16 protein-coding genes are annotated in these 18,664 nt (G+C 63.9%); 6 read left to right on the top strand and 10 right to left on the bottom strand.

Going from position 1 to position 18,664, the window contains the following annotated elements; genetic code table 11:
• Positions 1-10: 10 nt before the first annotated feature.
• The 3 genes from DIE29_RS04455 to flhF all read right to left on the bottom strand — a co-directional run bounded on the left by DIE29_RS04455 (position 11) and on the right by flhF (position 3,170).
• Positions 11-781, bottom strand: coding sequence for an RNA polymerase sigma factor FliA (locus tag DIE29_RS04455; protein ID WP_102041141.1), 771 nt, complete (start codon positions 779-781; stop codon positions 11-13).
• Positions 782-909: 128 nt separating this feature from the next.
• The gene (locus tag DIE29_RS04450) at positions 910-1,710 is read right to left on the bottom strand and encodes a MinD/ParA family ATP-binding protein (protein ID WP_114649328.1); all 801 of its coding nucleotides are present in this window, start codon (positions 1,708-1,710) and stop codon (positions 910-912) included.
• A 2-nt stretch (positions 1,711-1,712) separates the two neighbouring features.
• Positions 1,713-3,170, bottom strand: a complete 1,458-nt coding sequence (flhF, locus tag DIE29_RS04445) for a flagellar biosynthesis protein FlhF (RefSeq protein WP_114649327.1) — start codon at positions 3,168-3,170, stop codon at positions 1,713-1,715.
• A gap of 188 nt (positions 3,171-3,358) precedes the next feature.
• Between flhF and DIE29_RS04440 the strand changes: the two genes are divergently transcribed.
• The gene (locus tag DIE29_RS04440; RefSeq protein ID WP_114649326.1) at positions 3,359-6,019 is read left to right on the top strand and encodes a bifunctional diguanylate cyclase/phosphodiesterase; all 2,661 of its coding nucleotides are present in this window, start codon (positions 3,359-3,361) and stop codon (positions 6,017-6,019) included.
• A 34-nt stretch (positions 6,020-6,053) separates the two neighbouring features.
• Here the strand turns inward: DIE29_RS04440 and flhA are convergent, their stop codons facing one another.
• The 4 genes from flhA to DIE29_RS04420 form a co-directional block, all read right to left on the bottom strand.
• On the bottom strand, positions 6,054-8,144 hold the full coding sequence (flhA, locus tag DIE29_RS04435; protein WP_114649325.1) for a flagellar biosynthesis protein FlhA: 2,091 nt from the start codon (positions 8,142-8,144) through the stop codon (positions 6,054-6,056).
• A gap of 20 nt (positions 8,145-8,164) precedes the next feature.
• Positions 8,165-9,304 (bottom strand): flagellar biosynthesis protein FlhB, encoded by a 1,140-nt coding sequence (gene flhB / locus DIE29_RS04430; protein WP_102041136.1) that lies wholly within the window; start codon positions 9,302-9,304, stop codon positions 8,165-8,167.
• A 144-nt stretch (positions 9,305-9,448) separates the two neighbouring features.
• Complete coding sequence (locus DIE29_RS04425; protein ID WP_237269509.1) at positions 9,449-9,907, bottom strand: DUF192 domain-containing protein; 459 nt, start codon at positions 9,905-9,907, stop codon at positions 9,449-9,451.
• Positions 9,908-9,940: 33 nt separating this feature from the next.
• Positions 9,941-10,558, bottom strand: a complete 618-nt coding sequence (locus DIE29_RS04420; RefSeq protein ID WP_102041135.1) for an rRNA large subunit pseudouridine synthase E — start codon at positions 10,556-10,558, stop codon at positions 9,941-9,943.
• A 132-nt stretch (positions 10,559-10,690) separates the two neighbouring features.
• Between DIE29_RS04420 and DIE29_RS04415 the strand changes: the two genes are divergently transcribed.
• The gene (locus DIE29_RS04415; RefSeq protein ID WP_162860588.1) at positions 10,691-11,860 is read left to right on the top strand and encodes an HD-GYP domain-containing protein; all 1,170 of its coding nucleotides are present in this window, start codon (positions 10,691-10,693) and stop codon (positions 11,858-11,860) included.
• 36 nt (positions 11,861-11,896) lie between these two features.
• Here the strand turns inward: DIE29_RS04415 and aroG are convergent, their stop codons facing one another.
• Positions 11,897-12,982 (bottom strand): 3-deoxy-7-phosphoheptulonate synthase AroG, encoded by a 1,086-nt coding sequence (aroG, locus tag DIE29_RS04410; RefSeq protein ID WP_114649323.1) that lies wholly within the window; start codon positions 12,980-12,982, stop codon positions 11,897-11,899.
• A gap of 169 nt (positions 12,983-13,151) precedes the next feature.
• On the opposite strand from aroG, the gene msrP reads away from it, so the two are divergent.
• Together msrP and DIE29_RS04400 are read left to right on the top strand one after the other, a co-directional pair.
• Positions 13,152-14,093 carry a protein-methionine-sulfoxide reductase catalytic subunit MsrP gene (gene msrP / locus DIE29_RS04405; protein WP_114649322.1) on the top strand — a complete coding sequence of 314 codons (942 nt, stop codon included), beginning with the start codon at positions 13,152-13,154 and terminating at the stop codon, positions 14,091-14,093.
• A 24-nt stretch (positions 14,094-14,117) separates the two neighbouring features.
• A complete protein-coding gene (locus tag DIE29_RS04400) occupies positions 14,118-14,795 on the top strand; it encodes a protein-methionine-sulfoxide reductase heme-binding subunit MsrQ (protein WP_114649321.1) in 678 nt (225 codons plus the stop codon).
• 18 nt (positions 14,796-14,813) lie between these two features.
• On the opposite strand, the gene mog is transcribed toward DIE29_RS04400, so the two are convergent.
• On the bottom strand, positions 14,814-15,401 hold the full coding sequence (gene mog, locus DIE29_RS04395; protein WP_114649320.1) for a molybdopterin adenylyltransferase: 588 nt from the start codon (positions 15,399-15,401) through the stop codon (positions 14,814-14,816).
• On the bottom strand, positions 15,398-15,976 hold the full coding sequence (yjgA, locus tag DIE29_RS04390; RefSeq protein ID WP_114649319.1) for a ribosome biogenesis factor YjgA: 579 nt from the start codon (positions 15,974-15,976) through the stop codon (positions 15,398-15,400). Before yjgA ends, mog begins: the two co-directional genes overlap by 4 nt.
• 64 nt (positions 15,977-16,040) lie before the next feature.
• Between yjgA and pmbA the strand changes: the two genes are divergently transcribed.
• Both pmbA and DIE29_RS04380 read left to right on the top strand, forming a co-directional pair.
• Positions 16,041-17,381 carry a metalloprotease PmbA gene (gene pmbA / locus DIE29_RS04385; RefSeq protein ID WP_114649318.1) on the top strand — a complete coding sequence of 447 codons (1,341 nt, stop codon included), beginning with the start codon at positions 16,041-16,043 and terminating at the stop codon, positions 17,379-17,381.
• A 116-nt stretch (positions 17,382-17,497) separates the two neighbouring features.
• On the top strand, positions 17,498-18,580 hold the full coding sequence (locus tag DIE29_RS04380) for a TRAP transporter substrate-binding protein (RefSeq protein ID WP_114649317.1): 1,083 nt from the start codon (positions 17,498-17,500) through the stop codon (positions 18,578-18,580).
• Positions 18,581-18,664 lie beyond the last annotated feature (84 nt).

Below are 18,664 nucleotides of genomic sequence, written 5' to 3'. Positions count from 1 at the left end.
CTGCCCCGGCTCACTGCCCGGCGGCCGGCTTTTTGGGCGGACGCCCACGACGCGCCGCGGGCGCTGCGCCATGCTGCCCCAGCACACGGGCGCGCAGGCGGGCGATTGCCTGACTGTGCAACTGGCAGACGCGCGATTCGGTTACCCCCAGCACCTCGCCGATTTCCCTCAGGTTGAGTTCCTCGTCATAGTACAATGCCATCACCAGTTTTTCACGTTCCGGCAGATCGTCGATGGCCAGAATCAGATTGGCGCGCAGATCGGCATCTTCCAGCAGGTCGGCGGGATTGGTTTCATGCACGCCCAGATGGCGCTCGAAATAGTCCTCGCCTTCGCCATCGGTGAAGTCTTCGAAATGCACCAATTGATAGCCGCGCGCCTCCTGCAACAGGCGCTGGTATTCGGTCAGCGGCAAATCGAGTGCAGCCGCCAGCTCGGTCTCGGTTGGCTGTCGGCCGTTTTGCTGCTCCAGTCTATGCACAGCATCTTCAATGCGCCGCAGATCGCGTCGCAAGCTGCGCGGCAGCCAATCGCTGTCGCGCAAGCCATCGAGCATCGCGCCGCGCACACGCTGCACCGCGTACGTTTCAAACTGCGCGCCCAGGCCGTCCTCATAACGGTTGATGGCGTCGAGCAAGCCCATCATGCCGTTTTGGATCAGATCGTCGACATCCACGCTGGCCGGCAGCTTGGCCATCAGGTGATAGGCGATACGCTTGACCAGCGGGGCGTATGCCTCCACTAAGTGATCTTTGTCGAGATTGCCTTCGGCGTCGTACATCCAGGTGACCTGAATCTTTTTTCTGGCACGGGTCTTGGGCGGTGGAACTGCGCTTGGGCCCACGGCTGGCCATTTTCCCGCAGCAGGGTCACGAAGACCAGATGCGTATGTGAGCGCGAGCATGATCGTCACCTCCGCATGGGCCCGTGCCGCACACCGGCCGCCCCCAGCGCCGACAGGCGACGTAGGAAGGCCTGCTCGGCCTCGCGCGGGCTGGATTCGGCCACTGGGTGCGCCAGTCCATTGGCTAGATCGTCGCGTTCGACCTCACCCAGCCAAGCCAGCGCCACACCGACATGACGGCGCACCAGCGTCTCCAAACCGTCGAAAAAGGCAGCCGCGTCGGCGCGATTTCGGGCGCGCGCGACCGCCACATGTAAGGAGCCCGCGCCGGCCGCGGCAAGCTGCTTGATCACCCGGTAAGCTTCGGTGGCACCGGAAGCGCTGGCTTCGGCCACCACCAGGCGACGCGGCGCGGCATAAACGAAAGGCGAAGGATCGTCGGCGCTTTGTGCCGCCGCATGGATCAATATGAAGCCCGTGTGGCGCTGAATCTGGCCGATGGCCCCGAGCAACACCTGCCGGCGCCGGCTGTCGAGCAGCGGCAAAGCTAGAGCCGCCGCCGAGGCCGCGATGCGCCCCAACAGCCCGGGAATCGGTTGCAGCAGCTCCGTGGGCGTACAACGCCCGTCCACCACGCTCAACAGGTCCGGGCTATGGGGCAGATTGAGCCGGGCCGCAAGGCTGGCCTCACCCGGCGCCTCGTCGAGCAGAATCACCCGTTCGCTGCGCCCGGCGATGCGATGCGCGGCACACAATGCATTGAGCCCGCCATGACGTCCGGTGGCATACATCGCCACCACGGTCGGCGGCGCACGCCGGAACAGACGGCGCAGCCCGGCGGCCTGGTCTTCCCTTGCGTCGATCATGATCAAGCCCTCGCGCCACCGGCGGCCAGCATCAGGCCGGCTTCATCGCCTTGTAACTTCCACGGCGAGCCTTCAGGCTGCTCACGCATCGCGCGGTGCAACAAATACGCGCGATTGGGCAGGTGCAGGTCCTCCGGCACACGCTGACCATTGGCGACATAAAACAGTTCGAGTTCACGACGTACCGCCACATCGATGGCTGGCGCCAGCGAGGCGGCTTCATCCACCTTGGTAAGAATGCAGCCGGCCAAATCCGGGCCTTTGTAGGCGCGCACCACGTCATCGAGTGTGTCGCCACGGCAGGTGGCGTTGAGCAGCAGCAAGCGGCGCACGTTGCCGGCACCGAGCAGCATCGCCGCCTGCTCAGCCACCATGCGGTCGCGCTGGCTCACCCCCACGGTGTCGATCAGCACCATGTGCTTGTTGCGCAGCTCGGCCAGGGTCTGGCGCAAGTCGGCGGCGTCGCGCACCGAGAACACCGGCACGCCAAGAATGCGGCCGTAGATGCGCAACTGTTCCTGTGCGCCGATGCGGTAACCGTCGGTGGTGATCAGGGCGAGCTTGTCGGCACCGTGGCGCACCACGCAGCGTGCGGCAAGCTTGGCGGTGGTGGTGGTCTTGCCCACCCCGGTGGGGCCGACCAGGGCATACACGCCGCCGCGGTCGATCAGATCGGCGTCGGAGGACAACGCGCGCAGTTCGCGGTTGAGCGCAGCTTTGACCGCATCGCGGCCCTGCGCCGGCTCAGCATCTTCGGCAACCGTCTCCACCAGCCGCCGGGCCAATACTGCAGAGAAGCCGGCTTCGAGCAATTCGCCGATCAAATCGGCGCGCACCGGCGCCTGACGGCGGGTCTCGCCCCAGGCGAAGCCGGCGAGCTGGCGTTCGATCATCCCACGGATGCCGCTCAGCTCCGCCATCAGCTTGGCGTTGGCTTCTTGCAGCTCACGCACCCGAGCATCTTGCTCACGGCTGTCGCGTTCGGCGCTTTGGCCGCGTGGCGCGGATGGTTGAATCGCTGCCTTGGCACTGGCCGCCTGGGCAGCGGCGATCGCCTCGGCCCACGGATCGCCGGCCTGTGCAGCCAAGCTTGCCGCCGACGGCGCACGGCTGCGCGGCGGATAGTCGGCATGGTCGACCCGCGGCGGGGTAAACGGGCGCACCGCCGGCGCCGGACGCAGCACTGAGCGGGCGCGTAAACTGACGCGGTAGTCGTCCTGATCGTCTCCCGGGGCTTGCACAGGCGCCTGCTCGACCGGCTTGGCCACGGGTTGCACCGCAGTTCGTGCGCTGCGGGCGGCCGAGGGCAAGGCACCGACCGCATCGCCCGGCAAGGCGAGAATCTCGACACCGCCTTCGACCGCGCGGTTGGACAAAACAATGGCGTCGGCACCCAGCTCTTCTTTGAGCGCGCGCAGGGCTTCGCGAGCGGTCTGGGCAAAATAGCGTTTGACGTTCATGGTGTTTCTCCGACTACCGCGTGCGCGTGGCGCAGGATGGCTCCAATTATGGACGCCCACCCGCTCACCGATAGGCGGGAATAGACGCGGTTTCACCCGTTTATTCGTTGGCTGTAGCGCCAATCCACGCCCCGCAGCGGGCAGCGGCGCACCGCGGCGATTGGGTTGAGTTGTGCGAAAATTCGCCCATGGACACCCGCTCCGGCCTGCCACGCCCAACGCCGCACACCGCGCACCTGCAACGGCGGATCGGGTTGTTTGCCATCGCAGGGATTCTGGTCACCAGCCTGCTGACCGGCTTGGCCACCGCACTGCCCTTATATCTGGACGCCCGCAAGCAAATCGAGAACTCGGTGGGCTACGACATCCGCAGCCGGGCCGAAGCCGCCGGGCAGTTGTTGGCGCATTTCCGCTCGGTGGCCATGCAGGTGACCAGCCGCACGCAGTTGCGCGAGGCGCTCGAACGATATAACCGCTCGGCACTGAGTCTGCCTGAACTGCAACGCTTTTCGGTGCCCCGGCTGCGCGACGCGCTGGCCCAATCGCCCGAGATCGTCGGCATGGTACGTCTGGACGCCGACGGCCAAGCGGTGGTGCAGCTTGGGCAAACCATAGCGCCGCAGCACTGGCCGCAACCGCCCGAGGGCCGCGATATCGTGCTGTACGGTCCGGTCGAGATCGGCGCGGAACCCGTCTTGGTGGTCGGCGCCCCGATCAGGTCGGCAGAAGGGGCGCGCGTGGGCTACGACATCATCGCCTTCCGGCTGACCGATCTCAGTCGTCTGATCGCCGACGCGCAGACCTATGGCCGTCACACTCACTACTACCTTATCAATCTGAGCAACGGCCACCTACTGCAGTTCGCCGGCTCGGCGCAGCGACTGCAACCGGCCGCCAGCGACGACCCCTTGCACGCGCTAATCGGCCCACATCTGCCCGCACCCGCCGTGGCCGTTCCGCTTGACGCGGCGACCGATCGGATCGCCTTCGTCCAGCCACTGCCACAGGCGCCCGCATGGGCGCTGGCGATGAGCACCGAGCGCACGGGGCTGTTCAGTCCCGCCCTGGGCAAGCTGGCCTTGCCGGCCGGTACCGTCCTGATCCTGGTGTTGGTCGGCACGGTGCTGACCTCACGGGCTATCCGTCCATTGAGCGAGCGCATCGTGCGCCAGGCAGAGCAACTGACCCTTGCGGCCAGCGTTTTCGAGAGCGGGCAGGAGGGCATCCTGATCATGGACGAAAGCCACCGCATCGTCCAAGCCAACCGCGCCGCCCGGCAGATGACCGGCACCGACCCGCAGCCGCTCTCTGGACGTAAGCTTTGCGAAGCACTGTGCAGCCCAGAGCACAGCGACTTTTGCGAGCACATCTGGCAGTCAGCGCAGCAGCACGGCCGCTGGCAGGGCGAAGCGCGTTTTCTCCACTCGCGCGACGGCTATTTTCCGGCGTGGCTGTCACTGACCGCGGTGCGCGACAGCGATGGCGCCGTGCTGCGCTATATCGCCATGTTCACCGACATTTCCGAACGCAAACAAGCCGAAGCGCGCATTCGCCAGCTTGCGCACTATGACGGGCTGACCGGCCTGCCCAACCGCGCGCTGCTGCATGACCGCCTGGCACACGCGCTCGAACGGGCGCGCCGCCGCCACGAGCAAGTGGCCGTACTGTTCGTTGACCTGGATCGCTTCAAAAACGTCAACGACAGCCTTGGTCATGCGGTGGGCGACGAATTGCTGCGCGCCGTGGCCGGCCGTATGGAGGCGGTGCTGCGCGAGCAAGATACCGTAGCCCGCCTGGGCGGCGACGAGTTTCTGATCGTTCTGGAGAGCCTTGACGGCCCGGCGGCCGCCGAGCAGGTCGCGCGTAAGGTGTTGGAGGCGTTGCAAACGCCCTTCCACCTCGGGGATCACGAATTATTCATCGGTGCGAGCATCGGCATTGCGCTCTACCCCAATGACGGTCAGGACGTCAGCATGCTGGTGCAAAACGCCGACACGGCGATGTATCGCGCCAAGGATTGCGGACGTAACACCTTCCAGTTTTATACCGCCGAACTGGCACAAGCCAGCCGCGAGCGCTTCGAACTGGAAGCCGGGCTGCGCCGTGCAATCGAACGCAATGAGTTTTTCCTCGAATATCAGCCTCAGGTCGATTGCGCAAACGGGCGCATCATAGGCGTCGAAGCCCTGCTCCGTTGGGCGCATCCGCATCTGGGCCGGATTGCGCCCGACAAATTCATCGCGCTGGCCGAAGAAACCGGCCTGATCGTGCCGATTGGCCGCTGGGTACTGCGTACCGCTTGCCAACAGGCAATGCGCTGGTACGCGGCGGGCCGGGCCTTGCAGGTGGCGATCAACGTTTCCGGCCGTCAAATTACCCACGATGACATCGTCGCCGCAGTACGCGATGCGCTGGCCGCCAGCGGACTGCCGCCAGCATGGCTGGAACTGGAGATCACCGAAGGCCAAATGCTGCACGACGTGGCGCAAACCACCCGCGTGCTCGAAGCGCTGCGTGCCCTCGGGGTGACGCTGGCGATCGACGACTTTGGCACCGGTTACTCCTCGCTGAGCTACCTCAAGCGCCTGCCGCTGAACCGTTTGAAGATCGATCGCAGCTTTGTCAGCGGGCTGCCAGACGACCGTGACGATCTCTCCATTGTAGCCACCATCCTGGCCATGGCCCGCAACCTGGGTTTGGAAGTCGTCGCCGAAGGGGTGGAGACCGCCGCACAGCTCCACTATCTGCGCGAACACGGCTGTAATGCTTATCAAGGCTGGTTGTGTGCCCCCGCCATGGATGCCGATGCGCTGCAAACACTGCTGGACACCCAGGCGGCCAGCGTCTGAAACCCCATCGGTGAAAAAACCGCTTGCGCCGTATTCAAGCGTTGCCGCCGATCATCGCGGTCACACGGATGGTGCGCGATTCGGGCACTTCGGAATTGGCGATGACTTTCAGCGAAGGCACTGCGCGGCGCAGGAAACGTGACAGCAACATGCGTAGCGGCGCCGGCACCAGCAGCACCGGCGGCAGGCCGATGTCTTCCTGGCGCTGAGCGATTTGCGCAGTCTGGCGCAACAACGTATCGGCCAGCCCCGGCTCGATCGCCCCGCCCTCGCCACCGGCGTTCACCGCTTGCAACAGGATGCGTTCCAGACCGGGTTCGAGCGCCATCACTTGCAGTTCGGCATTGCCGGGGAACAGCGACTGCACGATGGCCCGGCCCAGCGCCTCGCGCACTTTGGCGGTCAGCTCGACCGGATCCTGGTTGCGTGGCGCATGTTCGGCCAGCACCTCGATGATGGTGCGCATATCGCGGATATTGACGCCTTCTTCCAACAGGTTCTGCAGCACACGCTGCACGGTCGCCACCGGCAGCACCTTGGGCACCAGATCTTCGACCAGCTTGGGCGAATCTTTGCCGATGTGATCGAGCAGAGCCTGGGTTTCCTGGCGACCGAGCAATTCGGCGGCATGATTGAGGATCAGATGGTTCAAATGGGTGGCGACCACGGTACTGGCATCGACCACGGTGTAACCGAGCGCATGCGCCTGTTCGCGCTGGCCGGCATCGATCCAATAGGCCGGCAGACCGAAGGCCGGGTCCTTGGTTTCGCGCCCTTGCAGCGGCCCGGTCACCCGTCCCGGATTGATCGCCAGATACTGCCCCGGATACGCTTCGCCGCTGCCGATTTCCACACCCTTGAGGGCAATCCGGTAGGCATTCGGCTTGAGCTCCAGGTTGTCGCGGATATGCACCGGCGCGGGCAGGAAACCGACCTCCTGGGCAAACTTCTTGCGCAGACCGCGGATGCGTTTGAGCAGTTCGCCGTCCTGTCCCTTATCCACCAAGGGAATCAACCGATAGCCCACCTCCAGGCCGAGCACATCGACCGGGGAAACGTCGTTCCAGCTGGCTTCCTGCGCCTCCTGCGGCGGGGGCGCGGCCACCGCGGCGGCAGGCGCCTCGGCAGCCGCCGCGGCCTGCGCCTTGCGCTGCAAGTGCCATCCCCAAGCACCGATTGCCGCCGCCAGCAGCAAAAACACAAAATTGGGCATGCCTGGAATCAAGCCCAGAATGCCGATGATTGCAGCGGTGAGAAACATCACCTGCGGATGGGCAAACACCTGGCCGATGACCAGGCTGCCGATATCGCCATCGTCGCCCACACGCGACACCACCAGGCCGGCGGCCACCGAGATGATCAGCGCCGGAATCTGCGCCACCAGACCATCGCCGATGGTCAATAGGGCATAGGTGCGGCCGGCCTCGGCAACCGCCATGTCATGCTGGACGACACCGACGAAAAGTCCGCCCAGAATATTGATCAGCAGGATCAAGATGCCCGCCACGGCATCGCCGCGGACGAACTTGGAAGCACCGTCCATGGCGCCGAAAAAGTCCGACTCCTGGCCAATTTCGCGCCGCCGGCGCTTGGCCTCTTTCTCATCGATCAAGCCGGCGTTGAGGTCGGCGTCGATCGCCATCTGCTTGCCCGGCATCGCATCCAGGGTGAAGCGTGCACTGACTTCGGCGATGCGGCCGGCGCCCTTGGTGATGACCACGAAGTTGATCACCGTGAGAATCACGAACACCACCAGGCCAACCGCCACATTGCCGCCCACCAGCACCTTGCCGAATGCCTCGATGACCTTGCCCGCGGCGTCGCCGCCAGCATGGCCTTCGAGCAGCACGATACGGGTGGAGGCCACGTTGAGCGACAGCCGCAGCAGCGTGGTCACCAACAGCACCGTGGGAAAAACCGAGAAATCCAACGGTTTTTTGGTGTACATCGCCACCATCATCACCATCACCGACAACGCGATGTTGAAGGTGAAGAACACATCGAGCAAAAACACCGGTAGGGGCAGCACCATCATCGACAGGATCATGACGATGAGCACCGGCGCAGCCAGTTGACGAAGTCGCCCGGAGGTAAACAGCTCGCGCAAGTTGAGGATGTCGTTCATTCAGATTCGCAATCGATCGTTCAGTCGGACGCGCCAGGATCCATGCCGTCGGGCACCGGTAGCTCGGTGGGCGCCTCGGGCGGCAGGCCGCCGTTTTCCATCCAGTGGTTGAGCTGATAGATGTATGCCATCACCTCGGCCACCGCGGTATAGAGCGCCGCCGGAATGGCCTGATCCAGATCGCAGTGCGCGTACAAGGCGCGCGCCAGAGGCGGCGCTTCGAGCAGTGGCACCCGGTGCTCGGTGGCGATTTCACGAATCTTCAAGGCCACCTCGCCACGCCCTTTGGCCACCACGACCGGCGCGCCCATCTTGGCCGGATCGTACTTCAAGGCCACCGAGAAGTGCGTCGGGTTGGTCACCACCACATCGGCCTCGGGTACCGCGGCCATCATGCGCCGGCGCGCCAACTCGCGCTGCGCGGCGCGGATGCGGCCCTTGATCTGCGGATCGCCTTCCTGTTCCTTGTTTTCACGCTTGACCTCTTCCTTGGTCATGCGCAACTTCTTTTGGTATTGCCAAAGCTGAAACGGCACGTCCATCAATGCCAAAAGGCCCAGGCTAAGCGATATCAACAAGGTGGTGAAGATCACCGTATCGGCAAAGTCCGGCATGCTCACTTCGAGCGGCTCGGTCATCAGATCGAAAATGTGATCCCGTGTGTGCCACAGCACCAGCGCACCTACGCCACCTACCAGCAGCGCCTTGAGCATGGCCTTGACCATCTCCATCAGGCCATGGACCGAAAACATCCGCCCTAAACCTTTGATCGGGTCCATGCGGTCGAATTTGAAACCCAGCGCCTTGGGTGCAAACACCAGGCCGCCGAGCATCAAGGGTGCGGCCACGGCGGCAATCATCAATGCCAGAAACAGCGGTAGCAAAGTCATCAGCGCACCGCCCAGCACATCTTGCAAACGGTCGATCAGCAAGGTGTGATCGAATGCCGCTTCGCGGTCAAACACCACTCCACGGCGGGTCAGCATGAACATGCGCTCGGCAAACCAGCCACCGAGCAGCCAGAGCACGGCCACCCCGGTGAGGGTCACCAGGAAGGTCGACAGCTCACGCGACTGCGGAACCTGCCCTTCCTCGCGGGCTTGCTCCAGTCGCCTCGGTGAGGGCTGTTCTGTTTTTTCGAGATCGCTTTCTTCGGCCACTGCCGGCTCCGGCTGCGCCGCCCTGCGCAAAGGTCAAGGCGGACGAAGATCGACATGCGGCAATTATGGCCGGCACCCGGCAACGCTTGCCGGACAATAAGACGGGGGAAAACGCTTCAATTCGGCCCTTAGCAGGGCCAGAGCTCACTGCGCAGCGGGCAGCCGCTCCAGCCCGCGGATCGGGGTTCCAGCGCCCAGCCCCTTGTCGGCAAACCAGCCGCGGTTCATTTCCAGGGCGTAGCGCGCAGCATCGATCGCACAGTGGCTCTGTTCGCTGTGCGGAGTCATGTCGGCGATATTGAGGATACGACCGTCTTGGCCGATGAAAGCCACCGACAAAGGGATGTAGGTGTTCTTCATCCACATACAGTGGCGCGCGGCCTGCGGGAAAACGAATACCATGCCGCGCTGCGCCGGCAGCATCCGACGGTTCATCAGCCCGATCTGACGCGACTGGGGCGTGTGCGCCACCTCAGCCTCGATGCGGTACATACCGGCACTGAGTTCGACCATCGGCAGCCCGGTTTGAGCCGACACCGTGGACACAGACAACATGCCGGCCAGTGCGGCAAGCACAAAACGCAGACCCAAAACGGATTTCATGTCGGCACACCTCGCACTACCACCGCCGGCATTCTAACCCGCCGGCCGACGCCCGCGACCGCCCGCAACCCCCCGGCCAAGCTGCCTTGGGCGAGCGGCCACCGCAAGCGAGTTCGCTTCCATACGCCACTGCCCGGGCGCCAATCCGCCCAGGTCCCAGTTGCCGATGGCCACCCGCACCAGGCGCAAAGTCGGCAAGCCGACTTTGGCCGTCATCCGCCGCACCTGACGGTTTTTACCCTCACGCAGCACAATCTCCAGCCAACAGGTGGGCACCGTTTTGCGAAACCGCACCGGTGGATCGCGCGGCCACAACCAGTCCGGTTCGGCCACCCGGCGCACCTTACAGGGCCGGGTGACGAAATCGCCCAGATCCACTCCGGCACGCAGCGCAGCCAGCGCCGCCTCGTCCGGCGTACCCTCGACCTGCACCAGATAGGTCTTGGGCAGCTTGTGGCGCGGATCGGTAATGCGGTGCTGGAGGGCGCCGTCATCGGTGAGCAACAGCAGCCCCTCGCTGTCCGCATCCAGGCGGCCAGCGGCATAGACACCGGGTATCGGGATGAAGTCCTTGAGCGTGGAACGCCCCGGCTCAGCAGTGAATTGACACAGCACCCCAAAAGGTTTGTTGAACAAAATCAAACGCGACATCAGCTAAGCAGCCCTGAAAATGAGCGCAGAACAAGGTGCGCGCATTCTACGCATCCTGACTGGCACGGATATCGCTTTCTCACCCTTGTCATGCGGTCAGACGGCCGCGCCAATCTGCCCGGAAGTTTTGCCATGTCCTCTGCCATCCTTCGCCCGATCATGCTGCCGCCCGAGCTGGGCGGCAGACCCGCCCCTTTCGATCTATTCGATGAGCGGGGCAACTTGTTACTGCGTCAGGGGCTGACGCTGGCAGCGAGCATCTTCACGTCTGCCACAAGGCGGCGTTTCTATTGCCGGGCTGAGAGCGCCGCGCCCACATTGACACCCACACCACCGCGCACCCTGCAAGACGCAGGCGAAGCGCTTGCGGTACTCGAACGCCTAGTGGTCAGCGGCCACAGCCCGACCGCCGACACCTTCATCGATCTGGCCGAGCAATACCATGCCGCGTGGCGTTTAGACCCCGACGCGTGCATTGGCCTGGCACGTCTGGCCCGCCCGGTTTCACCTGCGATCGGCCAACTCATGCTGGCCGCGCTGTTTGCCGCCGAAATCGGCGACGCCCACGGCTTGCCCCAGCAGGCGGTCAGCCATTTGGTTGGCGCCGCACTCACCATGAACCTGGGCAGCCTGGCCTTGCACGACCAGATGTACACTCACCGCGAAGCGCCCGATGAACACGCGCGCGCAGCGCTGGTGCGCCATCCTATGCAGGCCGCCAAACTGCTCGCCGGTCTAGGCCCTTTGCCGGACCAATGGCTGCGCGCGGTGGCCGAACACCATGAAAATATCGACGGCAGCGGCTATCCGCGCAGCCTGCAGCGCAGCGAAATTTCCCTGGGCGGGCGCATCCTGCGCGTAGCCGATGTGTTCGCCGCGCGCCTGCTTGGCCGACGTGGCAGAGGTCCGCATTTTTGGAATCTGGCCAAAACCGGCACCCACGATCAACTGCTGGAGCATGTATTCGGCCGGGACCTGCGCCAATTGGATCATCACCTGGCGCGCCTGTTGGTCCGCCGTCTGGGACGTTTTCCGCCCGGCAGTCTGGTGCGATTGTCAAACGGCGAACTGGCCATGGTCTGCCGCCGTCACGGCACTACCCAGCCACGCGAGGCGCTCGCGCTGCTGGCAGCGGATGGCCGTCGCCATGCGCAGCCGCTGCATCGCCTATTCGCCGACACCGATCTGCGTATCCTGGGTTACGCCCACGATGACCAATTGCGCCTTCTGCCCGAATACGACTGGGCCCTGCTTTGGGGCTACAGCCCGCGCCCGCAGTGCGGCACCGGGCGGCTACATTGAGCGCATGCCAAGCGGGGCTGCGGCTACAAACTCGTCTTACTCCATTTCGGCCGCGCGTTTGATCCGCCGCGCGCGCGCGGCCTCGGCAAGCAGATCCAGCACTTCGACGCTGTCCTCCCAGCCGATGCAGGCATCGGTAATGCTCTTGCCGTATTCCAGCGCCTTGCCCGGCACCAGATCCTGACGGCCTTCCTTGAGGTGGGATTCGACCATCACACCGATGATGCGCGCCTCGCCCGCGGCCATCTGAGCGGCCACATCGCGTGCCACATCGATCTGACGGCGGTGCTGCTTGCTGGAGTTGGCATGCGAAAAGTCGATCATCACCTTCGCCGCCACGCTGGCCGCAGCCAGCTCTTTACAGGCGGCATCCACGCTGGCGGCGTCATAGTTGGGCGTTTTGCCGCCGCGCAGGATGATGTGGCAATCCTCGTTGCCGCGGGTCGACACAATGGCCGAATGGCCGGCCTTGGTGACCGAGAGAAAATGATGCGGCGACTGCGCCGCCTTGATCGCATCGATGGCAATTTTCACATTGCCATCGGTGCCGTTCTTGAAGCCCACCGGGCAAGACAGGCCGGAGGCGAGTTCGCGATGCACCTGGCTTTCGGTGGTACGCGCACCGATCGCCCCCCAGGAGATCAGGTCGGCAATGTATTGCGGGGTGATCATGTCGAGAAACTCGGTGCCCGCCGGCAGGCCGCGTTCGTTGATCTCCCACAACAGCTTGCGCGCCAAGCGCACGCCTTCGTTGATGCGGAAGCTGTTATCCAAATAGGGGTCGTTGATCAGCCCCTTCCAGCCCACCGTGGTGCGAGGCTTTTCAAAATACACCCGCATGACCACCAGAAGATCGTCCTTGAGGCGGTCGGCTTCTTTCTTCAGCCGCTCGGCGTATTCCAGCGCGGCATCGGCATCGTGGATCGAGCACGGACCGATCACCACCAACAGCCGATCGTCCGCACCGTACAAAATGCGATGAATGGCCTGGCGCGCCTCGTAGGTGACTTCCGCAGCCTTATGGCTGGCCGGAAACTCGCGCAGCACATGCGCCGGTGGCACGAGTTCCTTGATTTCCTGAATGCGGACGTCGTCGATATGAATTTTCACCGAGGCAGACATGACCGGACTCTTGCACTGACGTTGGGGAACTGACGATTCTAGCAGCCCGTGCAGGGCGTGCGTCCAGCCGGTTTGAACCTTGGCCAACAACAGGGAGTCACAAGGCCACGACAGCTTGTGAAACCGGCTTCACCGTCGGGCCTCTGATCGCTTTTGCGAGCCTCAATTCATGCTCATCAAATGCCCTGCAGACATTCCGCCTTCGGAGATCACCCCGCGCGAGCAATTCGAACGCCGGCGCGAATTCCTCCGCCACGCTGGCCTGGGGGTAGCTGCCGCCACCGCACTGTGGCATGGACTGTTGCCCGAGGCGCGTGCGGCGAGCGCGCTCGGCCCGCTCATTGCCGGCCCCTACCGCACCGACGAGACGCCCACTCCTTTTGAAGCGGTCACGCGTTATAACAACTTCTACGAATTCGGCACCGATAAGGAAGACCCGGCCAAGAACGCTGTGCGCATGGCACTGGAACCGTGGACCGTGAGGGTCGAGGGCCTGGTCAACAAGCCGCAGACGTTCGACATCGATACGTTGCGCAAGCTCGCCCCGCTCGAAGAGCGCATTTATCGGCTGCGCTGCGTCGAGGCATGGTCCATGGTTGTGCCCTGGGTCGGTTATCCGCTGGCTGCGCTGCTGCGCGCGGTCGAACCGCTGGGCAGCGCGAAATACGTGGCCTTCGTCACCCACTATGACCCGCAGATCATGCTGCGCCGGCCGGTGCTGGATTGGCCCTACACCGAGGGGCTGCGTCTGGACGAAGCCTTGCATCCGCTCACCCTGCTCACCTTTGGGCTGTACGGCGAGCTGCTGCCGGCACAAAATGGCGCGCCGTTGCGCATCGTGGTGCCGTGGAAGTATGGTTTCAAGAGCATCAAGTCACTGGTCGCCATCCGGCTCACCGAGCGGCAACCCGCCACCGCCTGGAACACCGCCGCCCCGCATGAATACGGCTTCTACGCCAACGTCAATCCCGAGGTCTCGCACCCGCGCTGGAGCCAGGCCACCGAGCGACGCATCGGCGAACTACGCCGCCGCCCCACACTGATGTTCAACGGCTACGCCGAACAGGTGGCCCAGCTCTATCAGGGCATGGATCTCAAGACGAATTTCTGACTTTGTTCTGACCTTCTCGTACCGATGAACCTGCGCATACCCACTGCCCGTCAGATCGCTTTCATCAAAATGGCGGTGTTCTTGCTCTGCTCGATACCGGCGGCGCATCTGGCCGCAGGCTGGTTTAGCGGCACCCTGGGCGCCAACCCGATCCAAGCCCTGCAGCACGCAACCGGCGAATGGACGTTGCGCATGCTATTGATCACCCTGGCCGTCACCCCGCTACGCCGGCTCACTGGAATACACTGGCTGCTCCGCCTGCGCCGCATGCTGGGGCTGTTCGCCTTTGCCTGGGCCTGCGCCCACTTGGCCAACTGGCTGTGGCTGGATTTGTGGCTCGACTGGACGCTGATCGCCCACGATATCCTGGAACGCCCCTACGTGACCGTGGGCTTGGCCGCCTTCGTGCTGATGGTGCCGCTGGCCGCCACTTCCAACGCCTTCGCCATCGGCCGCCTTGGCGGGCGGCGCTGGCAGGCGTTGCACCGTTCGGTATATGCCATCGCGGTGCTGGGCGTAGTGCATTTTTGGTGGCTGGTCAAAGCCGATGTGCTCGAACCGCTGCTCTACGCCCTGGCGCTGGCTGCCCTGCTGGGCGTGCGCGGCTGGTGGCGCGAACTAGAACGGCGCCGGCAGCTGGCGGCCGGCGGGCCGGGTTGCCCGCAGATCAAGAACAAGGTGATCCGCATCGTACCCCGGTAGAGGCAGCATCGGCCGCGCCTACGGGCGCGGGCGGATTGCGCTTTTGGGCCGGAAGGCCCGGACCACCGACTCGTCGGTTTCCATGTACGGCCCGCCGATCAGGTCCACGCAGTAGGGAACCGCCGCGAAGATGCCCACATGACTGACGCTGCCGTCTGCCGCACGCACCCCCTCGAGCGTCTCGCGGATCGACTTGGGCTGACCGGGCAGGTTAATGATCAGCGTCTGACCACGAATCACTGCAACTTGGCGGGACAGGATGGCGGTGGGCACAAAGTTCAGGCTGATGCGACGCATTTCCTCGCCGAAGCCGGGCATTTCCTTGTCGGCCACCGCCAAAGTGGCCTCGGGCGTCACATCGCGTGGCGACGGACCGGTGCCGCCGGTGGTCAGAATGAGATGACAGCCTTCGACATCGGCCAACTCGATCAGAGTGCGCTCGATCAACGCACGCTCATCCGGAATCAGTCGGCACACCGCTTGCCACGGCGAGCGCAGCGCCCGCCCCAGCCAGTCGCGCAAGGCCGGAATACCCTGGTCTTCATAGGTGCCATCGGCGGCACGATCGCTGATTGACAATAAACCGATACGCATCGTCTGGCTCATGACCGCTCCCCGGTGTTGGTACTCACATCGTGCTGACCGCCCTGGGCCAGCAGGCGGGCGCTTTCACTTTCATCCAGTTCGCGCAACAAACGGAACAACTCGCGAAAAGCCCGTGGTGGTTTGTTCTGCTCGCGCTCCTTGAGCGCATTGCGACGCAGCGTGCGCAACTGCTGCAGATCGGCCTGTGGCCAGCGCTGGGCCAGCGTGCTAAGCACCGTCTCGTCTTCGAGCAAATCGGCGCGCAATTTCTCCAATCGATGCATCCGCGCGGTTTCGGCCTTCGAGACGCCATTGAAGGCATCGAGCTCGGCCTGAATAGGCGCCGGATCGATGGTGCGCATCAGCTTGCCGATGTACTGCATCTGCCGGCGACGCGCGCCATGCGAGGTAAAACGCTGGGCGTCGCGTACCGCGTCGAAGAGCGCCTCGGGCATCGGCACCTTGCGCAGCCGCTCGGCCGACAGCGCGACCAGCTGTTCGCCCAGCTCCTGCAATGCATGCATCTGTCGCTTGCGCTGGCTTTTGCTCGGCTCATCGAAGTGCTGACCGGAACCGTCGTGAAGGTCTTGCATCATGGAGTCGGGATGGCGGTGTGATCGGGGTAAGATTATAGCCTTTGCGCCTTTCGGTCCCATGCCCATGTCTGCTCAGGATTTCGCCTTTTCTCACCAGCAATTGCAAGAGATCGCCGCCGATGTGCTCAAGTTTGCCCGCAAGTGCGGTGCCTCGGCCTGCGCGACCGAGGTGTCGGAAGGGGTAGGCCAAACCGTAACGGTACGCCGTGGCGAAGTCGACACAATCGAGTACAACCGCGACAAAGGCATCGGCGTCACCGTCTATGTCGGCCAGCAGCGCGGCCATGCGAGCACCTCGGACTTTTCGCGCAAGGCGCTCAAGGCCACGGTGGAAGCGGCCATGTCGATTGCCCGCTTTACCGCCCCCGACCCTTGCGCCGGCCTGGCCGACGCGGCGCTGCTGGCCAAAGACTGCCCGGACCTCGACCTGGATCACCCCTGGACGCTCAGCGTGGAACAAGCCATCGCGCTCGCTCATCGCTGCGAGGAAGCCGCCTTCGCCACCAGCAACAAGGTGACCAATTCCGAGGGCGCCTCGGTGTCGGCGCAACGTTCGCACTTCGTCTCGGCCAACAGCCTGGGCTTCGTGGGCGGCTATGCCTCGACCCGGCACGGTCTGTCATGCTCGGTGATCGCGGGCGAGGGCGACGGCATGCAGCGCGAGTACTGGTACGACAGTCGGCGCAAAGCGGACGAGCTGATGAGCGCCGAAGAAGTCGGCCGCCGTGCCGCCGAACGCGCGGTGGCTCGCCTGGGCGCAAAAAAAATCCGCACCTGCGAAGCGCCGGTGCTGTTCGAAGCGCCACTGGCCGTTGGACTGATCGGCAACTTCGTCCAGGCCGCAAGCGGCGGCGCGCTGTACCGCAAGTCATCGTTTCTGCTCGACAGCCTGGGCAAGCAGGTGTTTTCGCCGCTCATCCACATCGCCGAGCGCCCGCACATCCGTTGCGCCTTCGGCAGCACGCCGTTCGATAACGACGGCGTGGCCACCCATGACCGCGAGGTCGTGGTCGATGGAGTGCTGCAAGGTTACTTCTTGTCCACCTACACCGCCCGCAAGCTCGGCATGCAGACCACCGGTAACGCCGGCGGCTCGCACAACTTGCGGGTCGCCGCCGGTGAGCTGGATTTCGATGGTCTGTTGAAGAAGATGGACCGCGGTCTGGTGGTCACCGAACTGCTCGGCCACGGGGTGAATTATGTCACCGGTGACTATTCGCGGGGCGCGGCCGGTTTCTGGGTGGAGAAAGGGCGCATCAAGCACCCGGTAGAAGAAATCACCATCGCCGGCAATCTGCGCGACATGTTCCGCAGCATCGTCGCGGTGGGCAACGATGCCTTGCCGCGCGGCGCCAAGCATTGCGGCTCGCTGCTGATCGAACGCATGAAAGTCGCCGGGCGCTGAGCACCCCAATCGGTTCGCCGTACCACCAAGGTTAGGGTTTTCCGCGGTTTTCCACCGGGGTCGAATCCCTATAATCGTTCTCGCTTCGCCATAACATCACAAGCAAAGGAGAGATCGTGGAACGTCGCAAATTCATCAAGAGCGCTGGTCTGGCCGGTATCCTCGCCGCCGGCTCCGCCCCCGCCCTGGTTCAGGCCCAGCAGCAAATCCGCTGGCGCCTGGCGTCCAGCTTCCCGAAATCGCTGGATACCATCCATGGCGGGGCCGAAGTGTTCGCCAAGCTGGTCTCCGACATGACCGGCGGCCGTTTCCAGATCAGCGTTCACGCGCCGGGCGAGCTGGTGCCCGCTTTTGGCGTGGTCGATGCCGTCCAGCAGGGTACCGTCGAGTGCTGCCACACTTGCGGCTACTATTTCTTTGGCAAGGACGAAACCTTTGCCATTGATACCGCGATTCCGTTCGGCATGAACTCTCGCGGCATCACCGCCTGGATGTATGACGGTAACGGCATGAAACTGATGCGCGAATTTCTAGCGCAGTACAACATCGTCAACTTCCCAATGGGCAACACCGGCGCGCAGATGGGCGGCTGGTACCGCAAGGAAATCAAATCCGCGGCCGACATCAACGGCCTTAAAATGCGCCTGGGCGGCTTTGCCGGCCGTGTCATCGCCAAATTGGGCGGTGTGCCGCAAAACATCCCTGGCGGAGAGCTTTACCAGGCGCTCGAGCGCGGCACCATCGACGCCGCCGAATGGGTGGGCCCTTATGACGACCACAAGCTGGGTTTCCACAAAGTGGCTCCGTTCTACTACTACCCAGGCTGGTGGGAAGGCGGCGCCCAAGTGTCGCTCTATATCAACGACAAACAGTGGAACAGCCTGTCGAACGAATACAAGGCCATCGTCCAGGCGGCCGCCTCGCATGCACATGTGAACATGCAGGCCATGTACGATGCGCGCAACCCGGTCGCCCTGAAGCAACTGATCGCCGAAGGGGCCAAGGTCAACCGCTTCCCGCGCGATGTCATGGATGCTGCGCTGAAGGCCCGTAACGAAGTCTACGCCGAGCTGATGGACAAAAACCCGAACTGGAAAAAGGTGTTCGGCGACTATGAGCGCTTCATGCGCGACCAGTATCAGTGGGTTCCGATCGCCGACGGCAGCTACGACCAGTACATGGCCGCCCAGAAGCTGTAAATCGCATCGCGATGCCTGCCGTTTCGCTGCGGCGGGCTTTTTTTGCGCCCGCCTGCATCGCCACCGCAGGCGCGGCCGCGGTGC

The organism is Pseudothauera hydrothermalis (genome assembly GCF_003345255.1).
Taxonomy (GTDB): Bacteria; Pseudomonadota; Gammaproteobacteria; order Burkholderiales; family Rhodocyclaceae; genus Pseudothauera; species Pseudothauera hydrothermalis.
The sequence above is the reverse complement of the archived record's forward strand: the minus strand, read 5'-3'. Positions and strand labels throughout refer to the sequence as shown.

Excerpts from the sequence above, each read along its gene's own strand:
- DIE29_RS04455 (WP_102041141.1), bottom strand. The coding sequence starts at position 781 with ATGTACGACGCCGAAGGCAATCTCGACAAAGATCACTTAGTGGAGGCA.
- DIE29_RS04450 (WP_114649328.1), bottom strand. The coding sequence starts at position 1,710 with ATGATCGACGCAAGGGAAGACCAGGCCGCCGGGCTGCGCCGTCTGTTC.
- flhF (WP_114649327.1), bottom strand. The coding sequence starts at position 3,170 with ATGAACGTCAAACGCTATTTTGCCCAGACCGCTCGCGAAGCCCTGCGC.
- DIE29_RS04440 (WP_114649326.1), top strand. The coding sequence starts at position 3,359 with ATGGACACCCGCTCCGGCCTGCCACGCCCAACGCCGCACACCGCGCAC.
- flhA (WP_114649325.1), bottom strand. The coding sequence starts at position 8,144 with ATGAACGACATCCTCAACTTGCGCGAGCTGTTTACCTCCGGGCGACTT.
- DIE29_RS04425 (WP_237269509.1), bottom strand. The coding sequence starts at position 9,907 with ATGAAATCCGTTTTGGGTCTGCGTTTTGTGCTTGCCGCACTGGCCGGC.
- DIE29_RS04420 (WP_102041135.1), bottom strand. The coding sequence starts at position 10,558 with ATGTCGCGTTTGATTTTGTTCAACAAACCTTTTGGGGTGCTGTGTCAA.
- DIE29_RS04415 (WP_162860588.1), top strand. The coding sequence starts at position 10,691 with ATGTCCTCTGCCATCCTTCGCCCGATCATGCTGCCGCCCGAGCTGGGC.
- aroG (WP_114649323.1), bottom strand. The coding sequence starts at position 12,982 with ATGTCTGCCTCGGTGAAAATTCATATCGACGACGTCCGCATTCAGGAA.
- msrP (WP_114649322.1), top strand. The coding sequence starts at position 13,152 with ATGCTCATCAAATGCCCTGCAGACATTCCGCCTTCGGAGATCACCCCG.
- DIE29_RS04400 (WP_114649321.1), top strand. The coding sequence starts at position 14,118 with ATGAACCTGCGCATACCCACTGCCCGTCAGATCGCTTTCATCAAAATG.
- mog (WP_114649320.1), bottom strand. The coding sequence starts at position 15,401 with ATGAGCCAGACGATGCGTATCGGTTTATTGTCAATCAGCGATCGTGCC.
- yjgA (WP_114649319.1), bottom strand. The coding sequence starts at position 15,976 with ATGATGCAAGACCTTCACGACGGTTCCGGTCAGCACTTCGATGAGCCG.
- pmbA (WP_114649318.1), top strand. The coding sequence starts at position 16,041 with ATGTCTGCTCAGGATTTCGCCTTTTCTCACCAGCAATTGCAAGAGATC.